The organism is Gammaproteobacteria bacterium (assembly GCA_009845905.1).
In the GTDB taxonomy this organism is placed as follows: Bacteria; Pseudomonadota; Gammaproteobacteria; order Steroidobacterales; family Foliamicaceae; genus Foliamicus.
Map to the genome: position 1 here is coordinate 403,902 of VXYS01000006.1, position 18,640 is coordinate 422,541.

An 18,640-nucleotide genomic window follows, 5' to 3' on the forward strand; every position below is an offset into this window, starting at 1 on the left:
CGCCGGGCTGCGGCGATCGTGATTCACAAGGCAGCGGTCGTTCGACCTGCGCCTGCCGGACGTTTGCCATGAGCAAGCTCGTAACGATAGCGGTGGACGCCATGAGCGGCGACCTGGGTCCGGCCGTGGCGGTGCGGGGCAGCCTGGAAATGCTCCGCAACCGCGAGGAACTGCGTTTGATTCTGGTGGGCGATGCGGATACCGTGCGGCGAAACCTGGGCCGGCTGGGCAAGGAGTCGCGGCGCGTGGAGATACATCATGCCGAGCAGGTGGTGTCGATGGAAGACACGCCTTCCGAGGCCCTGCGGCGCAAGAAACGTTCCTCGATGCGCGTGGCCCTGGAACTGGCCCGTTCCGGCGAGGCGCAGGCCTGTGTGAGCGCCGGCAATACCGGGGCCCTGATGGCGATCGGACGGCTGATCCTCAGGATGCTTCCCGGGATCGACCGGCCGGCCATCCTGGCCGCCCTGCCGACCCTCAAGGGCGCCTGCTACATGCTGGATCTCGGCGCCAACCCCGTGTGCACGCCTACCCACCTGCTGCAGTTCGCGGTGATGGGCTCGGTGATCGCCTCGATCAACAATGTCGAGAACCCCGCGATCCGATTGCTGAACAATGGCGAAGAAGACATCAAGGGCATAGAGACGGTGCAGGCCGCCGGCGCCCTGCTCGGAGACAGCCACCTCAACTATCACGGTTTCGTGGAACCGAACGACGTATTCAGGCACCGTGCCGACGTGGTGGTGTGTGACGGCTTTACCGGAAATATCGCGCTCAAGACCATGGAGGGTTCGGCGCAGTTCGTATACGCGCAGATGAAGTCGTATTTCCAGACCGGATGGCTCAGCCGCGCCTACGGGCTGGCGTGCTGGCCCTTTCTCTACACCATCCAGAAAAGGCTGGATCCGAACCGGCACAACGGGGCCGCCCTGGTAGGGCTGAACGGTATCGTGATCAAGAGCCATGGCGCCAGCAACGAGGTCGGCTGGCAGCAGGCCATACAACTGGCCATGCGCGAGGTGGCGAAAGGTTTGAATGAGCGGATCCAGGGCGTATGGAGCAACCTGGCGGCATAGCGGGCCCGGTTGCCGGCCTGAGACATTCTCGAATCGCGGGTACCGGAATGTACCTGCCGGAACGGGTGCTCACCAATCAGGACCTTGAGCGGATGGTCGATACGACCGACGAATGGATACGCACGCGCACCGGAATGGAACGGCGGCACATGGCCGCCGACGAACAGGCCAGTTCAGATCTCGCCGTGCCGGCGGCCCGGGCCGCGCTCGAAGCCGCCGATTGCTCCCCGGACGAGATCGACCTGGTGGTGGTGGGCACGACCACGCCGGACCTGGTTTTTCCCAACGTCGGCTGCCTGGTGCAGAAGGCCCTGGATATCCCGCCCTGCGCCGCTTTCAGTTGCGAGGCGGCCTGCACCGGCTGGCTTTACGGCATGAGCGTCGCGGACGGCATGATTCGCCTGGGTCGGGCCAACAAGGCCCTGGTCGTGGGTGTGGAAGTGCTTTCCCGCATTACCGACTGGAGCGACCGCTCGACCTGCGTTCTTTTCGGTGACGGGGCGGGCGCCGTGGTGCTGGAGCCGTCCGAAGAACCGGGAATGATGAGCTTCATTCTGGGCGCGGACGGCAACTACGTGGATATTCTGCGCAGCCGGGCCGGCGTTTCCCGCAATCCTGCGGAACTGGGCGACGGTGGCCTTGCGGTGCGCATGAAGGGCAACGAGGTATTCAAGATCGCCGTGCGCACGATGGGGCGCACCGTGGATCAACTGCTGGAGCAGCACGGCCTGGATCGCGACGGAATCGACTGGCTGATCCCCCATCAGGCCAACCTGCGCATCATCCAGGCTATCGGCAAACGCCTGGGCCTGCCGGATGAGCGCGTGGTTCTGACGGTTCAGGACCACGGCAATACCGGTGCGGCCTCCATCCCGCTGGCTCTGGATGTGGCGGTAAGGGATGGACGAATCAGGCGCGGGCAGCGCATAATGATGGTGTCGTTCGGTGGAGGATTGACCTGGGCCGCAGGCCTGATGCAGTTCTGATGCGAATCACGTCTTTCGGGCTCACTGTCCTGCTTGCCGGGACTTTCGCCGTCCTTCCCGTCGGGGCGGAGACTTTTCTGCTGCCGTCGCCGACCGCGACCGTCGTGGGCGAATCGCACTGGATCACCGCCGACCGTCGCGAGTCGCTGCTGGATGCGGCACGGCGCAACGGCCTGGGTTTCTTCGACATGAAGCAGGCCAACCCCGACGTGGATATGTGGGTGCCCAGGGACGGTGCGCGGGTGCTGCTGCCGACTTCCTTCATTCTGCCGAATGCGCGGCGCCGCGGCGTGGTCGTTAACATCGCCGAGTACCGCCTGTATTTCTACCATGAGCGTGACGGGCAGGACATGGTGGCGACCTTCCCGATCAGTATCGGGCGCATGGACTGGCAGACCCCGCTGGGGGACTGGAGAGTCACGCGCAAGCGGACCCGCCCCACCTGGCGTCCGCCCAAGTCCATAATCGCCGAGTACGCCGCCGATGGCGAAGTTCTGCCGCCGGTCGTTCCACCCGGGCCGGACAATCCCCTCGGCGACTACGCGATCAATCTTTCCGCGCCGGGTTACCTGATCCACGGGACCAACAAGCCGCGCGGGGTCGGCATGCAGGTGACGCACGGCTGCCTGCGGATGCTCCCCGAAGACATCGAGTGGCTGTTTCCGCAGGTTCCCACCGGACTGCCGGTGACCATCGTCAATCAACCGGTCAAGATTGGCTGGCGTGACGGCCGGCTGTACCTCGAGGCGCATCCCGCGCTGGAGGACCGCGGGGCGGAAGAGATCGACAGTCTGATCGAGCGGATCAGCGCTTCTGCGCAAGCGGCGCGGGTCGCTCTGGACGTCCAGTCGATGCGCCGGGTACTGATCGAGCGCCGCGGCGTTCCAACGCCGATATCGCTTTCCCGGGAGCAGGTTCAGGCCGCAGCCGTCGGGCGCTGATAACGGCTTTCACCCGGGCGTCCCGACCGGGGCTTTTCAGCCTCGGAAACGCCCCGATCTCTTGCAATTTCCGGCGGGCTGGGCGAATATACGCGGGTGCGCTGGTACAGGCGCGCTTTACATGCCGAGAACCCGAGGACCTTCATGAAAAAGACCAGACTTGTTGTTGCTCTGCTCGGAGCACCGGCGGTCGCGGTAGCCATGTCCGGCTGCTGCACCGCGGGCATGGACGAAATGGCCGCCAAGATCGATTCCAGCGCTGCTGCTATGGGCAGCAGACTGTCTGCCCTTGAGGGCAGGATCGGCGATCTGGAAGCGGCCCAGCGTCAGACTGCTGCCGAAGTGGAGCGGGCGAGCGTGACTGCCGAACGTGCGGCTGAGGCGGCTGCGGAGGCGAGTGCCTCGGCGGACGCGACCAGCGAACGCATGGACCGCATGTTCGAGCAAAGCCAGCAGAAATAATCTTACCGACGTAAGGCGGCCGCGATAGCAGATCACGGCCGCCTTACTCTTTTCGGCGCCGGTTGAACAGCCCGTCCGGGCCTTCCGGGACCTTCAGTTAATCCGCGCATTTCACAATCCGCGGTCAGTAACTCCTCTCTTCCAACTCCACGAGCGAGGGCATGTCCCTCGCAGCGTCGCGCCTTCGCCGGAGGACGGGGCGTCCTCTCTCCCAGGACAGGCATGGGACGTCCTTCCGCCCAGGCTACTGGCCGATGAGGCGGTTCATTTCGAAGATCGGCATCAGTATGGACAGCACGATCAGCAGCACGAATCCCCCCACCAGCATGATCAGTACCGGTTGCAGCAGCGAGGTCAGGGTGTTGATGCGCGCCGACAGTTCCCGTTCCTGGGTTTCCGCCGCGCGGCCAAGCAGTTGATGCAATTCGCCGCTGGCCTCGCCGCTGGCGATAAGCTGGATGCAAAGCGGCGGAAACAGCCCGTTGCGGTCCAGCGCCTCGGCGGCCGATTTGCCTTCGCTGACTTCCCGGGCCGCGTCCATCGCGGCCCGGCGCATGGGCAGATTGGTCAGCATGCGCGCAGCCACCCGCAAGGACTCCCAGACGGAGACGCCGGCATCGGTTAGCGTGGAAAGCGACTGCATCAGGCGGGCCGAATTCAGTTCGCGGGAAAGTGCGCCGAACAGCGGAGTGCGCAGGAGCAGCCGGTGCAACTTCAGGCGCGCCGCGGGAAGGCGCAGCGCGCGGGCGAGAAGACCGCAGCCCGCGGCGGCCGCCAACAGCGCCAGCCAGCCCCAGGCGCGGGCAAAATCGCTTACTGTGATCAGTACGCGCGTCAGACGCGGCAGTTCCACGCCGCTGTCGACGAATACCGGGGTAACCTGCGGCACGACATAGACCAGCATCAGGCTCACGATCGCCAGGCTGAAGACGGTGAGCACCATCGGGTAGGCCAGGGCCGCCCGTACCTGCTGGCGCAGCGCCTGGCGTTTCTCGAAGTGCTCGGCCAGCCGCTCCAGCACTTCCTCCAGGCGGCCGATCCGTTCGCCGGCGCCGACCGTGGCGACGAGCAATTCCGGGAACGCGCGACGCGATGCGTCAAGGGCCTCGGCGAAGCTGTAGCCTTCCTGCACGCGGGCCCGCACGCCCACGAGGACTTCGCTGTGACGAGAGCGCTGGGCGGCCAGCGCGTTGAGGGCCGCGTCCAGCGGCAGTCCGCCGCGCAGCAGCGTGGCAAGCTGGCGGGTCAGCTGCGCCAGGGCCTCGCTGCCGAGTGCGCGCCGTTTACCGAGCCGGAAGCGACTGGCGATACCGGGCCTCGCCGGCCGCACCTGGAGCGGCCGCAAGCCCTGCTCGCGCAACAGGCCGCGCACATGGCGCGGGTTGTCTCCTTCGACGGTGCCGCGCCTGCGTCGGCCGGCCTCGTCCAGCGCGGCGAAACTCCATTGGGCCACCGGGGACCCGCCCTAATCCTCGCTGGTAACGCGCATTACCTCTTCCAGCGAGGTAATGCCCTTGCGCACCTTGTCCAGTCCATTCGATCGAAGCGCCGGCGTGCTCCTCCGGACTTCCTCCTCCAGTTGCTGTTCCGGCGCTCCGTCGTGTATGAGTTTGCGCAAACGGTCGTCGACGCGGACCAGCTCATAAATTCCGGTGCGGCCCCGGTACCCGCCGCCATCCGCTGAGGCGACCGTCCCGGGGCGGTAGAGCGTCGGCGCCTCGCGAGAACTCGTTCCCAGCAGCCCGCACTCGTATTCTCCCGGCGAATACGCCTCGTACGTTTCCGGATCGAGCCGGCGCACCAGTCGCTGCGCCAGGATGCCCTGCAGGCTGGAGGAAATCAGAAAGGGCTCCAGCCCCATGTCGCGCAGCCGGGTCACCGCTCCCACCGCAGTGTTGGTGTGCAGGGTGGAGAAAACCAGGTGCCCCGTAAGGCTGGCGCGTACGGCGATTTCCGCCGTCTCCAGGTCACGGATCTCGCCCACCATGACGACGTCGGGATCCTGGCGCAGGATCGCGCGCAGACCGCGGGCGAAGGTCAGGCCCACACGGGTATTGACCTGAGTCTGGCCGACGCCGTCCAGGTAGTACTCGACCGGGTCTTCCACCGTCATGATGTTGCGCGTGCTGTCGTTGATCCGGTCCAGCGCCGCGTACAGCGTCGTGGTTTTGCCCGACCCCGTGGGGCCGGTGACCAGCACGATTCCGTGCGGGCGCTGAATGATCTGCTCCATGTGCTCCAGAGTCCCCGCATCCATGCCCAGCGATTCAAGGTCCAGTCTGCCGGATTGCTTGTCCAGCAGCCGCAGCACCACGCGCTCGCCGTGTATCCCCGGCAGCGTGGAAACCCGCACGTCCACTGCGCGGCCTGCGATTCGCAGGGAAATGCGGCCGTCCTGCGGCAGGCGTTTCTCGGCGATGTCCAGGTCCGCCATGACCTTTGCGCGGGAGATCACCAGCGGGCTCAGACCCCGGCGGAGCTTGAGCGTTTCGCGGAGGACGCCGTCAATGCGGAAGCGCACGTTCAGGTTGAATTCCCCCGGTTCCAGGTGCACGTCGGAGGCGCTGGTCCGGATCGCGGACGCCAGCACCGCGTTCAGCAGCCGGATGATCGGGGCGTCGTTCTCGCTGTCGAGCAGGTCGGAAGGAGCCGGAAGCTCCCGCGCCAGCGCGCCCAGTTCGGTGTCCTCGTCGAGGTCCTCGGCAATCGACAGCGCGCTGTCGGCGCCGCTTTCGTAACGCGCCCTCAGGCGGCGGTCGAATTCTTCCGCGTCAATCAGTTTCGGCCGCAACGGCCGGCGCACGACGCGGCCGGCCTCGGCCAGCCCGGCCAGTCCCGCACCGGCCCGGACCAGCGCGATCAGTTCACCATCCGGTCCCGGCGCAAGCAGCACCCCATGGCGCTGCGCGAAGCTGAAGGGCAGGGCGTTCAATCGGAATCGGTGCTTTCGGCCTCTTTGGTGCCGGCCTTGTCTTCGTCCTCGTCGCCGATATTGAAGGCATTCTCAAGCTCGGGCATTGGCGTACTCCCGCCCGAGAAGGACTGTGCGAGTTGCTGTCGGCGCAGGTAGTCGTACTTGACGTTGGTGGCCGCGTCCGCCTGGGCCGAGTCGCGCAGGATGGTTGGACGGATGAACAGCATCAGGTTGGTCTTCTCGCGGGTCTGGCCGCTGGCGCGGAACAGCGCGCCGATCAGCGGCAGGTTGCCCAGCACGGGCACGGACTGGCGGCTCTCCCGGATCTTGTCCTGGATCAGGCCTCCCAGCACCAGCGTTCCGCCGTCTTCGACGATTACCGCCGTCGTCAATTCGCGGGTATTGGTTACCAGGTCCACGGCGCCCGCCACCGACGGCGCCAGTTCGGACAGCGTCTGGTCGATCTCCAGCCGCACCGCGTCGCCCTGGTTGATTCTCGGCGTGATCGTGAGCGTGAGGCCGATGTCATTGCGGCCCACAGTCGTAAACGGCCGGATCTGTCCGTCCGCGCTGCTGGGGTTGATGCCCGAACTGGCGTAACTGCCGGTGATGAAGGGCACGTTCTGGCCTACGTTGATCGTGGCTTCCTGGTTGTCCAGCGTGACTACCATCGGGGTTCCCAGGATATTGGACCCGGCCGTATTCTCCACGGCGCTGATCAGGGCCGCGAAGCTCAGACCATCGTCGCGCACGCGCCCGACCGCGAAGCCGGCGCCCGGCCCCAGCGCTTCCGCCGCCACCGCCCGGCCCTGGTCGGTACCGGAAAGGGACCCTGCCACCAGTTCGCGCAGACTGGTCCCCGAGGCCGGGAAATCGGTGCTGCCCAGCACGCGCTGGGGGTCGTAGGCCGCCCAGTTGACGCCGAGCTGGTTGGCCCGATCTGCGCTGACCTCGGCGATCAGGACCTCGACCAGCACCTGCGCGCGCCGGATATCGAGCTGGTCCACCACGGCCACGATGTGCCGCATGGTCGTCGGCGGAGCGTCGATGATCAGTGCGTTGGTCGCCTCGTCGGCCGAGACCAGTATCCTTTCGCCCTCGCCGGCCCGGTCGGCAAACTGCGTCGAGAGTTTTTCGGAAAGACTCGCCGCATCGGCGTAGTTCAGATACCTGACCCGCGTGTTTCCGCCCTCCAGCGAAGGCGTATCCAGGTGCGCGACCAGGGCCCTGAGTTCCAGGCGCCGATTCTGCTCGCCGCCCAGCAGCACGCTGTTGGTGCGGTCATCCGCTACCGCCAGGTTGAAGGCTGTGTCCGCTCCCACCGCCATTTCGTTCAGAACGCGAACGATGTCCCGCGCGCTGGCGTGTTCCAGCGGGATGACTTCAACGGGCTGGTCGTTCTTCTGATCGATGCGCCCGATTACCCGAGCCACCTTGTTCACGTTGGAGCCGCGGTCGGAAAGGATCAGTACGTTGGTCGGCGGGTGGGCCGCCACGTGCGCGCCGGGCGACATCATCGGGCGGACGATCGGCACCAGGCCCTGAGCGTCCACGTTGGTCACGGGCAGTACGAGGGTGCGAAGTTCGTCGTTCGCCGACGACTCCGGGCCGGCGCCGGCGAGGATCCGCATCGTACGGTCCGGAGAAAGACGGATGACCGGCCCCGAGGGCACGGCGACGATCCCGTGAGCGCTCAGCATCGAAAGGAAGGCCTGGTAGTAAGCCTCGGGGGACAAGGGCTGCGATCCGAAAAGATTGACCTTCCGGTCCGCGCCAACAAGGGGGTCGATCACGAAGTTCCTGCCGGTGGCTTCGGCAACGGCCTCCACCACCTCCTGCAGGTCCGTGTTCCGGTAGTTCAGACGGACCGTGTCCTGCTGCGCCGACATCGCGCCGGCGAGCATCAGGACGGTCGCCGCCGGCCACCGCCGGACAGGTTTCTTTCGAATAGGACTCATCTGCATACCCTCACATGGCCAGCAGGCCGAAGTTTCCGCTTCCCACGGTTATTTCCAGCTGTTCCCCGTCGCGCAGTACCGTGAGCATCATATCGTTACCGCCACTCATTTCCCGCCGGGCCTGCGCCAGATTGTCCGGGCCGAATGAAATGCCGTTGACCGCGACCAGGAGGTCGCCCGAGATCAGCCCCAGGCTGTCGAACCATGCCCTGCGCGAGCGGGGTGAAAGCCGGTAGCCTTCCATTCCGCCGTCGGCATTCATGACCGGCTCCATGTTGATCAGTTGCGAGAGCGTCTCCCGCGGGAGCGTCAGCCGATCGTCGCCGAAGCCGCCCGTGCCGGACAGCGCCGGCCTCCCGCTGGACGACGCGTTCCCGCTCACGGTCAGGCCCGCATCGCTGAGCGGAAGCCGGAGCACATCGGCGCCGCGCCGAAGCAGCACTTCGTGCGGCCGAACTTCCTGCAAACGGATGCCGGTAGCCACGGTGTCGCCCAGGAAATAGGTCTCCGAAATCCCGCCGGTCTCGATGATGGCGTGCGCCAGCTCCCGGTTTGCGGTGGCCACCACGCCGGTGAGGCGAAAATTGCCGTTACGAATGACGGACGGCGCCTGTTCTGCATTGCCGCGCTGAGCGGGCAGGCCGAAGAGGCTGCTGCCGGGCGCGCCCTGGCCGGTCTCCCGGGCCGAAGCTGCGGGCCGGGCGCCTGTTGCAGGCGGCGGTTCGAATTGCGCCATGCCCCAGGCGGTCAACGCGATTTCCACCAGCAGCCACGCCGCCACGCCCATCAGGGCCAGTGCCGGCAAGCGCCACAGCAGTCTGCCGCTATTCTCGAAACTCATGCCAAATATCCACGCTTGCGACGCATTGTTGCAGGGAGATTGTGATAACTTTAGGGCATTATTCCAGATGCCCTGAAGGCATCATTCCGGATGCCGTAGAGGCATCATCCCGCATGCCGGAAATGAACAAGCCAACCAAAAAAGATCGCCTGCCCGATTTCGGCAGCTCCCCGGACACCGAGGTCGCGCCGCCGGAAGTCGATCGCCCATCTCTGTATCGCGTCGTGCTGCTTAACGATGACTATACGCCGATGGAGTTTGTCGTGCAGATGTTACAGAAATTGTTCGGTTACGGACGCGAAAAGGCGACCCGGATCATGCTGGAAGTGCATATGAAGGGACGTGGCGTATGCGGTGTGTTTTCTTTCGAGATCGCCGAGACCCGCGCCGCCCAGGTGCTGGACTACGCGCGCCGCCACGAGCACCCGCTTGCATGCGTGGTCGAGAAAGCCTAGTGTTCGCCCGACGCGATACATAAAGAAAATGCTGAGCCGCGAACTCGAAATCTGCCTGTCCAACGCGCTGGTGCGCGCCCGGGAGAGCCGCCATGAATTCCTGACGGCGGAGCATCTGCTGCTGGCCCTGACCAGCAGTCCGGTCGTGACGGAGATTCTGGCTGCCTGCGAAGCCGACGTGGACGATCTGGCCCGGGCGCTGGAGGAGCATCTCGAGGAGACCATGCCGACTCTGGGCGTGGAAGCGGACCGGCAGACCCGGCCCACGCGCGCGTTCGACCGGATACTCAAGCGCGCCATGGCCCACGTGCAGAACAGCGGCGTCAAGGAAGTCAGCTCCGCCAATGTCCTGGTGGCGCTGTTCGCCGAGAACCAGACATTCGCGGTAAGCGAGCTGAATCGGCAGGGCGTCACGCGCCTGGATGTCGTGAACTACATTTCCCACGGCATTTCGCGGGCCAAACCCTCTCCTGCGGGGGAGCCGGCCGAAGACGATGCCGATGCACGCGGCAAACGCGCGCTGGAGACCTACGCCGCCAACCTCAACGAACGCGCCCGCAACGGCCGGATCGACCCCCTGGTAGGGCGCGCCGGCGAAGTCGAGCGCGCCATGCAGGTGCTCGGCCGCAGGCGCAAGAACAACCCGCTGTTCGTGGGCGACGCCGGCGTTGGCAAGACCGCGCTGGCCGAGGGGCTGGCGCTGATGATGGTCAGCGACGACGTCCCGCCTTCGCTGGACGGATGCACGCTGTATGCGCTGGACATGGGCGCGCTGCTGGCCGGAACGCGCTACCGGGGCGATTTCGAAAAGCGCCTGAAGGCGCTGGTCAACGAACTCGCCGAGGAGGAAGGCGCCATCCTGTTCATCGACGAGATCCATACGGTGATTGGCGCCGGCGCCGCTTCCGGGGGAATGCTGGACGCCTCGAACATCATCAAACCGGTGCTGGCCAACGGCGATCTGCGCTGCATCGGCTCGACGACCTACAAGGAGTACCGCGGCGTATTCGAGCGCGACCGGGCGCTGGCCAGGCGTTTTCAGAAGATCGACGTGCCGGAGCCCACCGTCGAAGAGACCTACGAAATCCTTTGCGGTCTCAAGAGCCGCTTCGAGGACCACCACAAGACCAGCTACAACGACGATGCCCTGCGCGCCGCCGCCGAGCTCTCGGCCCGCCATATCGGCGACCGCTGCCTGCCGGACAAGGCCATCGACGTGGTCGACGAGGCGGGAGCGCGGCTGAAACTCAACGCCACGGAAGACGAGGAGCTGATCGTGGACGTGGGACAGGTGGAGGCGGTGGTGGCGCAGATGGCCGGCATACCGCCCCGTACCGTCTCGGCCTCCGACCGCGAGTTGCTGGAGCAGCTGGAAAGCAATCTGAAGCGCGTGATCTTCGGCCAGGACCCGGCCATCAACGCGCTGTCCTCCGCTATCCGCATGGCCCGGTCCGGTTTGCGCGAAGCCGAAAAGCCGGTCGGCAGCTTCCTGTTTTCCGGCCCCACCGGCGTCGGCAAGACCGAGGTGACGCGCCAGCTTGCCTACTGCCTGGGCCTGGAACTGCTGCGTTTCGACATGTCGGAGTACATGGAGCGCCATACGGCGTCGCGGCTGATCGGGGCGCCGCCGGGCTACGTGGGCTTCGATCAGGGAGGGCAGCTCACCGAAGCCGTCACCCGCCATCCTCATTCGGTACTGCTTCTGGACGAGATCGAGAAGGCGCATCCGGACGTGTTCAACCTGCTGCTGCAGGTCATGGACCACGGCACGCTGACCGACAACAATGGCCGCAAGGCCGATTTCAATCACGTGATCGTGGTCATGACCACCAACGCCGGCGCCCGCGAGGCGGCTCGCGGCTCGATGGGCTTTACGCCGCAGGACCATTCCAGCGACTCGATGTCGGCGATTGAAAGGATGTTCTCGCCTGAGTTCCGCAACCGCCTCGACGGCGTCATTCAGTTTGCCGCGCTGGAGCACGATTCGGTGCTGCGAGTGGTCGAGAAGCTGGTGCTGGAACTCGAGGCGCAATTGCAGGGGAAGAACGTGACCCTGGTGCTGGAGGACGAGGCCCGGGAGTGGATTGCCAGGCGCGGTTATGACCGTAAAATGGGCGCCCGACCCATGGCGCGAGTAATCCAGGAGCACATCAAGAAGCCGCTGGCCGAGCGGATGCTGTTCGGCGACCTGCAGCAGGGCGGGCGCCTGCTGGTGCAACTCGATGAGTCGGGCGAGGGGCTGGCGCTGGAAGTGGATGAGCGTCAGATGGCCGAGGAGGACCAGTGAGGTCTGCGCGGCGATACGGCGCCCCGGCGGAGTAGCGGCTCAATGGCGAAGCAGGAACCGATACAGTTGCAGGGCGTGGTCACGGAGACTCTGCCCAACACGACTTTCCGCGTCACGCTCGATAACGGCCACATGGTGATGGCGCATATTTCCGGCAAGATGCGCAAACACTACATCCGCATCCTCACCGGCGATCGGGTCACGGTGGAATTGACACCCTACGATTTGAGCAAAGGGCGCATCGTCTACAGAGAGAGATGAGCCGCGGGGTAAGCGCTGCGGGCTGGGTTCTGGCAGTCCTGTTGACGGCGGGAGTCGCCCCCGCCGGCGCTCAGCCGGTGACGGCGGAACAGCAACTGGATGAATTGCTCGCCGAAGAGTGGGCGGCCCGGTTGCGCGAGAACCCCCTGCTGGCCACCTCCATGGGCGTCAGCGACTACAACGACCGGCTCCCCGGTGTTTCCGTTGACGATATCGAGCGCCGCAAGCGCAAATCGGTGGCATATGCGGATCGGCTGAATCGGATTGATGTCGACCTGCTTCCCGTGGAACGCAGGATGGATCGGGAACTTTTCGAGTGGATGCTGCGCACCCGCATCGAATCGGCTTCGTTTTACCCCGAGCGGATTCCGTTCATCGCCGACAGCGGCTTTCACTCGGGATTATTGCGCGCGACGGACGGTGTCAGTTTTCGCAAGCTCGGCGATTACGATGATTACCTGCAGCGTTTGCGGGCAATCCCGCGGTACGTGGATCAGAATATCGAGAACATGCGCGCTGGCATTGCCGACGGATTCGTCGCGCCACGCGTGGTGCTGGAAAGCGTGCTGCCTACGGTAACCGCGCCGGCTGGACAGACTGTCGCGCAGAGCGCCTTCTTCGCGCCACTCAGGCGCCTGCCGGATGCGATAGCCGATGCGGACCGCGCCCGGCTGGAGGCCGAAGCCCGCGAGGTCATTGGCCGGCAGGCGCTGCCGGCGCTGGGACGGCTGGCGGAATTTCTGGACACGGAGTACCGGCTGCACGTCCGCGACAGTATCGGCGCTTCGGAGTTGCCCGGCGGGGCGGAATACTACCGACAGCGGATACGCGCCATGACCACGCTCGACCTTTCACCAGATGAAATCCACGAAATCGGATTGTCCGAGGTGGCGCGTATCCGCTCGGAAATGCTTGCCATTGTCGAGGAACTTCAATTCGAGGGCGGCATCGATGCGTTCGTTACGTTTCTGCGCACCGATCCGCGCTTCTATGCCGAGACCGCGGAACAGTTGATCGGCCACGCGTCGCGGATCGCCAAGAAGGTGGACGGCATTCTGCCGGGCTGGTTCAACCTCTTGCCGCGCACGCCGTACGGCATCATGCCCATGCCCGCGGAAATGGCGCCGACCGGAACCACCGCCCGCTACTGGTCCGCACCCCGCGGCGGCAATCGCGGCGGTTATTACTGGTTGAATACCTACGCGCTCGACCAGCGACCTCTCTACGAGCTGCCCGCGCTGACCGTCCACGAGGCGGTTCCGGGCCATCACCTGCAGATTGCGCTGGCGCGCGAACTGGAGGATGTCCCGGAATTTCGCCGGACGCTGGGATTCACTGCCTTTGTGGAAGGTTGGGCGCTGTACACCGAGTGGCTGGGCATCGAAATGGGCGTTTACACCACGCCCTATGAGCATTTCGGCCGCTTGAGCTACGAAATGTGGCGGGCCTGCCGGCTGGTCATCGATAGCGGCATTCACGCCAAGGGCTGGACGCGCGACCGGGCGGTCGCCTTCCTGGCGGACAACACCTCGCTCAGCCTGACCAACGTCGAAAACGAAATCAACCGCTATATCGCCTGGCCGGGCCAGGCCCTGGGCTACAAGCTCGGCGAGCTGAAGATCAAGGAATTGCGCCGGCGGGCCGAAGACGCTCTGGGATCGGAATTTGACGTGCGGGCGTTTCACGACGCCGTGCTGGCCAACGGCGCCCTGCCGCTGCCGATCCTGGAAAGGCAGATCGACCGCTTCATCGCCCGCTCGCTCAATGCCCGCTGAAGCCCTGCGTCCTGGCGGTGCATCGATCCCGCCCTGCTTGTGCCCCCTTCTTCCCGGAGACGCCATCCTGGCTCGATTCTCGCTGTCCTTGCTCCAACGCTCCTGGAAGAAGGGGGCACAAGCAGGGCTACGGCAGTGCCAATCGCAACCGAAATTCCGGAAGCTGGTGAAGTATGCCGGCTAAAGCCACGCCGCTGCGGGACCGGCATCGGGCCTGCGGCGGGCGCCTGGTCGATTTCGCCGGCTGGGAGCTGCCGCTGCACTACGGCTCGCAGGTGGCCGAACATCATGCCGTGCGCCGGGCCGCCGGTGTTTTCGATGTTTCCCATCTGGCCCTGACGATGGTGTCCGGGCGCGGCGCCAAGCCTTATCTGCGCCGCCTGCTGGCCAACGATGTCGATCGCCTGGGAGAGCGGATTGCGGGCCTCTACACCTGTCTCCTGGATGAATCCGGTTGCGTGATCGACGACCTGATTGCCTACCGCCTGACCGATGAGCGCTACCGCGTGGTCAGCAATGCCGCGACCGGGGATTCCGTGCGCGCGCAGATGAAAAAAATCGCGCGCGCGTTTCCCGTAACGCTCGCACCCGAGGAGGACCGGGTCACCCTGGCGGTCCAGGGTCCGCAGGCCATGGAAACAGGCGCCGCGGCGGCCGCGACAGTGCTTGGTGGCGAGTTCGCGACCGAACTGGCCGCGCTGAAGCCGTTCAACGCGATGGAATCGCGCGGCTTCCTCGCTGCGCGCACCGGCTATACGGGCGAGGACGGGTTTGAAATCTATCTGCACGCGGCGACGGGACAAGCGTTGTGGCAGGCGCTGCTCGACGCCGAAGTTGCGCCGTGCGGACTGGGAGCGCGCGACACCTTGCGGCTGGAGGCGGGCCTGTGCCTGTACGGTCAGGACATGGACGACTCGGTTACGCCGCTGCACTGCGGTCTGAAGTGGACCGTGGCGATGGATCCGCCGCAGCGGGACTTCGTGGGCAGGCGCGCGCTGGAGCAATTGGCGGGCAGCGAAGATCTGCCCGCATTCAAGGGCCTGGTACTGAAGAAAAGGGGTATGCTTCGCGCCGGTCAAACGGTGCGGACTCCGCACGGCCCGGGCATCGTGACTAGCGGCGGTTATTCGCCTACCATGGGCGCCTCAATCGGCCTGGCCCGCGTTCCGCGCGGTGCGTATGCCGATTGCGAGGTGGAAATCCGCGGCGCGGGAGCACCATGCGCCGTTGTGAAACCGCCATTCGTGCGCCGCGGCCGCATTCTGGTTGACGCGCAAGACGACAGTGAATAATGAAGAGGAAACAGCAGTGTCAGAAATACCGACCGACCTCAAGTACACCAGCGAACACGAGTGGGTGCGCAGGGAAGACAGCGGGACGCTGGTAGTGGGTCTGACCGACTACGCCCAGGAACAGCTCGGCGATCTGGTCTATGTCGACACGCCGGAGGTTGGAGCGTCATTCGCGGCCGGCGACGTCTGCGCGGTGGTGGAATCGGTCAAGGCGGCCAGCGACATCTATTCGCCCACGGGCGGCGAAGTCGTGGCGGTCAATGAATCGCTCCAGGATTCACCGGAACAGATTTCGAACGATCCTTACGGCGACGGCTGGCTGTTCGAAATGGCGCCGGAAGACGAGGCCGAATGGGAGGAATTGCTGGCCCCGGACCAGTACGAAGAACTGCTGGATTCCTGACCCGAAATGCCGTTCGTTCCGCACACGTCCTCGCAGGTCCGGGACATGCTGCGGCGCCTGGGCGCCCGATCGGTTGCCGAACTCTACGACGAGATCCCGGATACGCTGCTGCGGAACGAACCTCCAGGCATTCCTTCGGGCCTGGACGAAGCGGGGATCGGCCGGATCGCCAGACAGAGAGCCGGCAGCAATACGCCCCTGCTTTGCTTCGCGGGAGGCGGCGCCTACGAACACCACATACCCGCGGCAATCTGGGACATTGCATCGCGGGGTGAGTTCTACAGCAATTACACGCCCTACCAGGCCGAGGCCGCGCAGGGCTCGCTGCAGCTCACCTACGAATACCAGACCATGATCGCCGGGCTGACCGGCATGGATGTCGCCAATGCGTCGTTGTACGACGGCGCCACCGCCTTTGCCGAGGCCTGCCTCATGGCGGTGCGCTGCAACCGCAAGTCGGACGCTCGCAAGATCGCCGTGGCGCGCTCGTTGCATCCGGCCTGGCGGGCGGTCGCGCGGACGCTGTTGGACGGCCAGGGAATCGAACTCGTGGAAGCCCCGCTGGACGATTCCGGCCGCGCCGATTTCAACTACGTGTATGAGAACATCGGCGGGGGATTCGCCGCGATCGCGGTGGCCGCGCCGAATTACCTTGGCGGAATGCCCGACCTCGAGGCCTGGCGCGCGCTCGCGGACAGGGAGGGCGCGCTGTTGGTCGTGGGGATCAATCCCGTTTCGCTGGGCCTGTTGCGGCCGCCGGGCGAGTTCGGCGCCGATATCGTGTGCGGCGAAGGCCAGCCGCTGGGCATTCCCATGTCCGGAGGCGGTCCCTTCCTGGGTCTGCTGGCCTGCAAGGCCCAGTACATTCGCCAGATGCCGGGGAGACTGGCGGGGCGGACGGTGGACGCGGCCGGCGACACCGCTTACGTATTGACGCTGCAGGCGCGCGAGCAGCATATCCGCCGCAGCCGGGCGACTTCGAACATCTGCACCAATCAGGGGCTGATGGTGGTTGCCGCTACCTTGTACATGGCTTTGCTCGGCGGCGAAGGGATGCGCCGGGTCGCGTCGGCCTGTCATGCGCGGACGGCGCAACTGGTCGAGGCGCTGACCGCCATCGGGGGCGTGCGGCGCGCCTTTGACGCTCCCTTTTTCCACGAAGACGTTCTTCAACTGGACCGCCCGGTAGCCCCTGTTCTCGGCGCCCTGGCGGAGCAGGGCATCCTGGGCGGCATCGATATCTCTTCCGAGTACCCGGAACTGGGCGACGCTCTGCTGGTTTGCGCAACCGAGATGCGCACGGAAGACGACATTTCGCGCTACGCCCGAGCGCTGCGCGAAATCTACCGCCTGACATGACGCGCAGGCTGATATTCGATGTGTCGCGTCCCGGCCGGCGCGCCCGGGCGCAGGCGCCTGCCGCGGAGAGCGCCCCTGCGGCGGGTCTGCCGGCGAAATTGATCCGGGACCGGAAAGCTCCCCTTCCCGCAGTCTCGGAACTGGATGTCGTACGCCACTACACGCGCCTTTCGCAGTTGAATTTCTCGATCGACACCAACAGTTACCCGCTGGGTTCCTGCACGATGAAATACAACCCGCGGGCCTGCCACCGTCTGGCTTCGCTGCCCGGATTTCTCGACGTGCACCCGGCCGCTCCGGACGCGTCCGTACAGGGCCTGCTGGAGTGTCTCCACGAACTGCAGGACATGCTGGCCGCGGTGACCGGCATGGAGGCCATCACGCTGGCGCCGATGGCCGGCGCCCAGGGGGAGTTCGCCGGCGTGGCGATGTTCAAGGCCTACCATCATGCCCGCGGAGACCACGCGCGCGACGAGATCATCGTGCCAGACGCCGCGCACGGCACCAATCCGGCCACGGCCGCCATGTGCGGACTCAAGGTTCGGGAAATCGCCACCGGCCGGGACGGGGATATCGAACTGGCGGCGCTGGACGAGGCCCTGGGCCCGCGCACGGCCGGGATCATGCTCACCAACCCATCGACTCTGGGGGTGTTCGAGCGCCACATCCTGGAGATTTCAAGACGGGTTCACGCCGCCGGCGGCCTGCTGTATTACGACGGCGCCAACCTCAACGCCCTGCTGGGCCGCGTGCTGCCGGGCGACATGGGCTTCGACGCGGTGCATCTGAACCTGCACAAGACCTTCTCCACGCCGCATGGCGGCGGCGGTCCGGGCGCCGGGGCCGTGGGCGTGGCAAGCAGTCTCAAGCCCTTTCTCCCGGTGCCCTACGTTGAAGAGGCCGAAGGGGCCTACCGGTGGCGCACCGACAGCCCGGACAGCATCGGACGGCTGGCGGCCAACGGCGGCAATATCGGCGTGCTGCTGCGCGCCTGGGTGTACCTGAGGATGCTGGGGCGCGAGGGATTGCAGCGGGTGGCCGACCACGCGGTGCTCAACGCCAACTACCTGGCGTTCCGGCTCGCGGAAGAGGGCTTCGATCTGGCCTATCCCGAACGGCGCGCCGGGCACGAGTTCGTGATCAGCCTGAAGCGCCTGCGCGATGAAACCGGCGTCACCGCCGCCGACTTCGCCAAGGCCATGCTGGACGAAGGCTTTCATGCGCCCACCGTGTACTTCCCGCTGCTGGTTCCCGAGTGCCTGCTCATCGAGCCGACCGAAACCGAGTCCCCCGAAGCGCTGGATGCGCTGATTGAAGCCATGGTGCGTATCCGCGACGCGGCCCTGAGCGATCCCGAGGCGGTTCGCTCCGCACCGCATCGCATGCCGGTCCGGCGTCCCGACGAGGTGCTTGCCGCCCGCAAGCCGGACCTGGCCCACGCCCCGGTGCTGCGCCGGGATTGATGCGCGTAACCGGCCGACATGAAACGGGCCTACGTATCGACCCAAAGGGGTCAGATTCACCTGCGGTATATCGAATCGCGCCTGAAGCCTGCCGGCACGCCCCTCGTTTGCCTTCACCCGCTTCCCTAAAGCGGCGCTTTCTTCGAGACGATCGTGCCGCTATTGAA

General features: G+C 65.6%; 16 protein-coding genes. 12 read left to right on the top strand and 4 right to left on the bottom strand.

All coding sequences use genetic code 11. The annotated features are described in order from the left end of the window. Positions 1-68: 68 nt before the first annotated feature. From plsX to F4036_07425, 4 genes are all read left to right on the top strand, one after another. A complete protein-coding gene (plsX, locus tag F4036_07410; GenBank protein ID MYK37564.1) occupies positions 69-1,076 on the top strand; it encodes a phosphate acyltransferase PlsX in 1,008 nt (335 codons plus the stop codon). A gap of 17 nt (positions 1,077-1,093) precedes the next feature. Next, entirely contained in the window at positions 1,094-2,062 is a 969-nt protein-coding gene (locus F4036_07415; GenBank protein MYK37565.1) for a ketoacyl-ACP synthase III, read from the top strand. Further along, positions 2,062-3,003, top strand: a complete 942-nt coding sequence (locus F4036_07420) for a L,D-transpeptidase family protein (protein MYK37566.1) — start codon at positions 2,062-2,064, stop codon at positions 3,001-3,003. Before F4036_07415 ends, F4036_07420 begins: the two co-directional genes overlap by 1 nt. A gap of 144 nt (positions 3,004-3,147) precedes the next feature. After that, a complete protein-coding gene (locus tag F4036_07425) occupies positions 3,148-3,465 on the top strand; it encodes a hypothetical protein (GenBank protein MYK37567.1) in 318 nt (105 codons plus the stop codon). 244 nt (positions 3,466-3,709) lie between these two features. On the opposite strand, the gene gspF is transcribed toward F4036_07425, so the two are convergent. Genes gspF through F4036_07445 form a run of 4 tightly spaced genes read right to left on the bottom strand, consistent with a single transcriptional unit; the run spans position 3,710 to position 9,178 of the window. After that, on the bottom strand, positions 3,710-4,918 hold the full coding sequence (gene gspF, locus F4036_07430; protein MYK37568.1) for a type II secretion system protein GspF: 1,209 nt from the start codon (positions 4,916-4,918) through the stop codon (positions 3,710-3,712). Between the two features lie 12 nt (positions 4,919-4,930). Then, positions 4,931-6,397 (bottom strand): type II secretion system protein GspE, encoded by a 1,467-nt coding sequence (gene gspE, locus F4036_07435; GenBank protein ID MYK37569.1) that lies wholly within the window; start codon positions 6,395-6,397, stop codon positions 4,931-4,933. Then, positions 6,394-8,343, bottom strand: a complete 1,950-nt coding sequence (locus F4036_07440; GenBank protein MYK37570.1) for a type II secretion system protein GspD — start codon at positions 8,341-8,343, stop codon at positions 6,394-6,396. Before F4036_07440 ends, gspE begins: the two co-directional genes overlap by 4 nt. A gap of 4 nt (positions 8,344-8,347) precedes the next feature. Continuing rightward, a complete protein-coding gene (locus tag F4036_07445) occupies positions 8,348-9,178 on the bottom strand; it encodes a hypothetical protein (GenBank protein MYK37571.1) in 831 nt (276 codons plus the stop codon). Positions 9,179-9,300: 122 nt separating this feature from the next. On the opposite strand from F4036_07445, the gene clpS reads away from it, so the two are divergent. The 8 genes from clpS (at position 9,301) to F4036_07485 (ending at position 18,473) form a co-directional block, all read left to right on the top strand. Beyond that, positions 9,301-9,633, top strand: coding sequence for an ATP-dependent Clp protease adapter ClpS (clpS, locus tag F4036_07450; protein MYK37572.1), 333 nt, complete (start codon positions 9,301-9,303; stop codon positions 9,631-9,633). A 28-nt stretch (positions 9,634-9,661) separates the two neighbouring features. After that, complete coding sequence (gene clpA, locus F4036_07455; protein ID MYK37573.1) at positions 9,662-11,920, top strand: ATP-dependent Clp protease ATP-binding subunit ClpA; 2,259 nt, start codon at positions 9,662-9,664, stop codon at positions 11,918-11,920. Positions 11,921-11,962: 42 nt separating this feature from the next. Next, positions 11,963-12,181 (top strand): translation initiation factor IF-1, encoded by a 219-nt coding sequence (infA, locus tag F4036_07460; GenBank protein ID MYK37574.1) that lies wholly within the window; start codon positions 11,963-11,965, stop codon positions 12,179-12,181. After that, a complete protein-coding gene (locus F4036_07465) occupies positions 12,178-13,956 on the top strand; it encodes a DUF885 domain-containing protein (GenBank protein ID MYK37575.1) in 1,779 nt (592 codons plus the stop codon). Before infA ends, F4036_07465 begins: the two co-directional genes overlap by 4 nt. 173 nt (positions 13,957-14,129) lie before the next feature. After that, the gene (gene gcvT, locus F4036_07470; protein MYK37576.1) at positions 14,130-15,248 is read left to right on the top strand and encodes a glycine cleavage system aminomethyltransferase GcvT; all 1,119 of its coding nucleotides are present in this window, start codon (positions 14,130-14,132) and stop codon (positions 15,246-15,248) included. A gap of 16 nt (positions 15,249-15,264) precedes the next feature. Continuing rightward, positions 15,265-15,651: a glycine cleavage system protein GcvH gene (gene gcvH, locus F4036_07475; GenBank protein MYK37577.1), complete on the top strand. Its 387-nt coding sequence runs from the start codon at positions 15,265-15,267 to the stop codon at positions 15,649-15,651. Between the two features lie 6 nt (positions 15,652-15,657). Continuing rightward, positions 15,658-17,010 carry an aminomethyl-transferring glycine dehydrogenase subunit GcvPA gene (locus F4036_07480; GenBank protein MYK37578.1) on the top strand — a complete coding sequence of 451 codons (1,353 nt, stop codon included), beginning with the start codon at positions 15,658-15,660 and terminating at the stop codon, positions 17,008-17,010. Continuing rightward, positions 17,007-18,473, top strand: coding sequence for a glycine dehydrogenase subunit 2 (locus tag F4036_07485; protein ID MYK37579.1), 1,467 nt, complete (start codon positions 17,007-17,009; stop codon positions 18,471-18,473). The genes F4036_07480 and F4036_07485 overlap by 4 nt, the downstream gene beginning before the upstream one ends. The last annotated feature ends 167 nt before the right edge of the window (positions 18,474-18,640 follow it).

Bases quoted from the DNA above. Each gene is read 5' to 3' on its own strand.
- plsX (MYK37564.1), top strand. From the start codon at position 69: ATGAGCAAGCTCGTAACGATAGCGGTGGACGCCATGAGCGGCGACCTG.
- F4036_07420 (MYK37566.1), top strand. From the start codon at position 2,062: ATGCGAATCACGTCTTTCGGGCTCACTGTCCTGCTTGCCGGGACTTTC.
- F4036_07425 (MYK37567.1), top strand. From the start codon at position 3,148: ATGAAAAAGACCAGACTTGTTGTTGCTCTGCTCGGAGCACCGGCGGTC.
- F4036_07440 (MYK37570.1), bottom strand. From the start codon at position 8,343: ATGCAGATGAGTCCTATTCGAAAGAAACCTGTCCGGCGGTGGCCGGCG.
- F4036_07445 (MYK37571.1), bottom strand. From the start codon at position 9,178: ATGAGTTTCGAGAATAGCGGCAGACTGCTGTGGCGCTTGCCGGCACTG.
- clpS (MYK37572.1), top strand. From the start codon at position 9,301: ATGAACAAGCCAACCAAAAAAGATCGCCTGCCCGATTTCGGCAGCTCC.
- clpA (MYK37573.1), top strand. From the start codon at position 9,662: ATGCTGAGCCGCGAACTCGAAATCTGCCTGTCCAACGCGCTGGTGCGC.
- infA (MYK37574.1), top strand. From the start codon at position 11,963: ATGGCGAAGCAGGAACCGATACAGTTGCAGGGCGTGGTCACGGAGACT.
- F4036_07465 (MYK37575.1), top strand. From the start codon at position 12,178: ATGAGCCGCGGGGTAAGCGCTGCGGGCTGGGTTCTGGCAGTCCTGTTG.
- gcvT (MYK37576.1), top strand. From the start codon at position 14,130: ATGCCGGCTAAAGCCACGCCGCTGCGGGACCGGCATCGGGCCTGCGGC.
- F4036_07480 (MYK37578.1), top strand. From the start codon at position 15,658: ATGCCGTTCGTTCCGCACACGTCCTCGCAGGTCCGGGACATGCTGCGG.
- F4036_07485 (MYK37579.1), top strand. From the start codon at position 17,007: ATGACGCGCAGGCTGATATTCGATGTGTCGCGTCCCGGCCGGCGCGCC.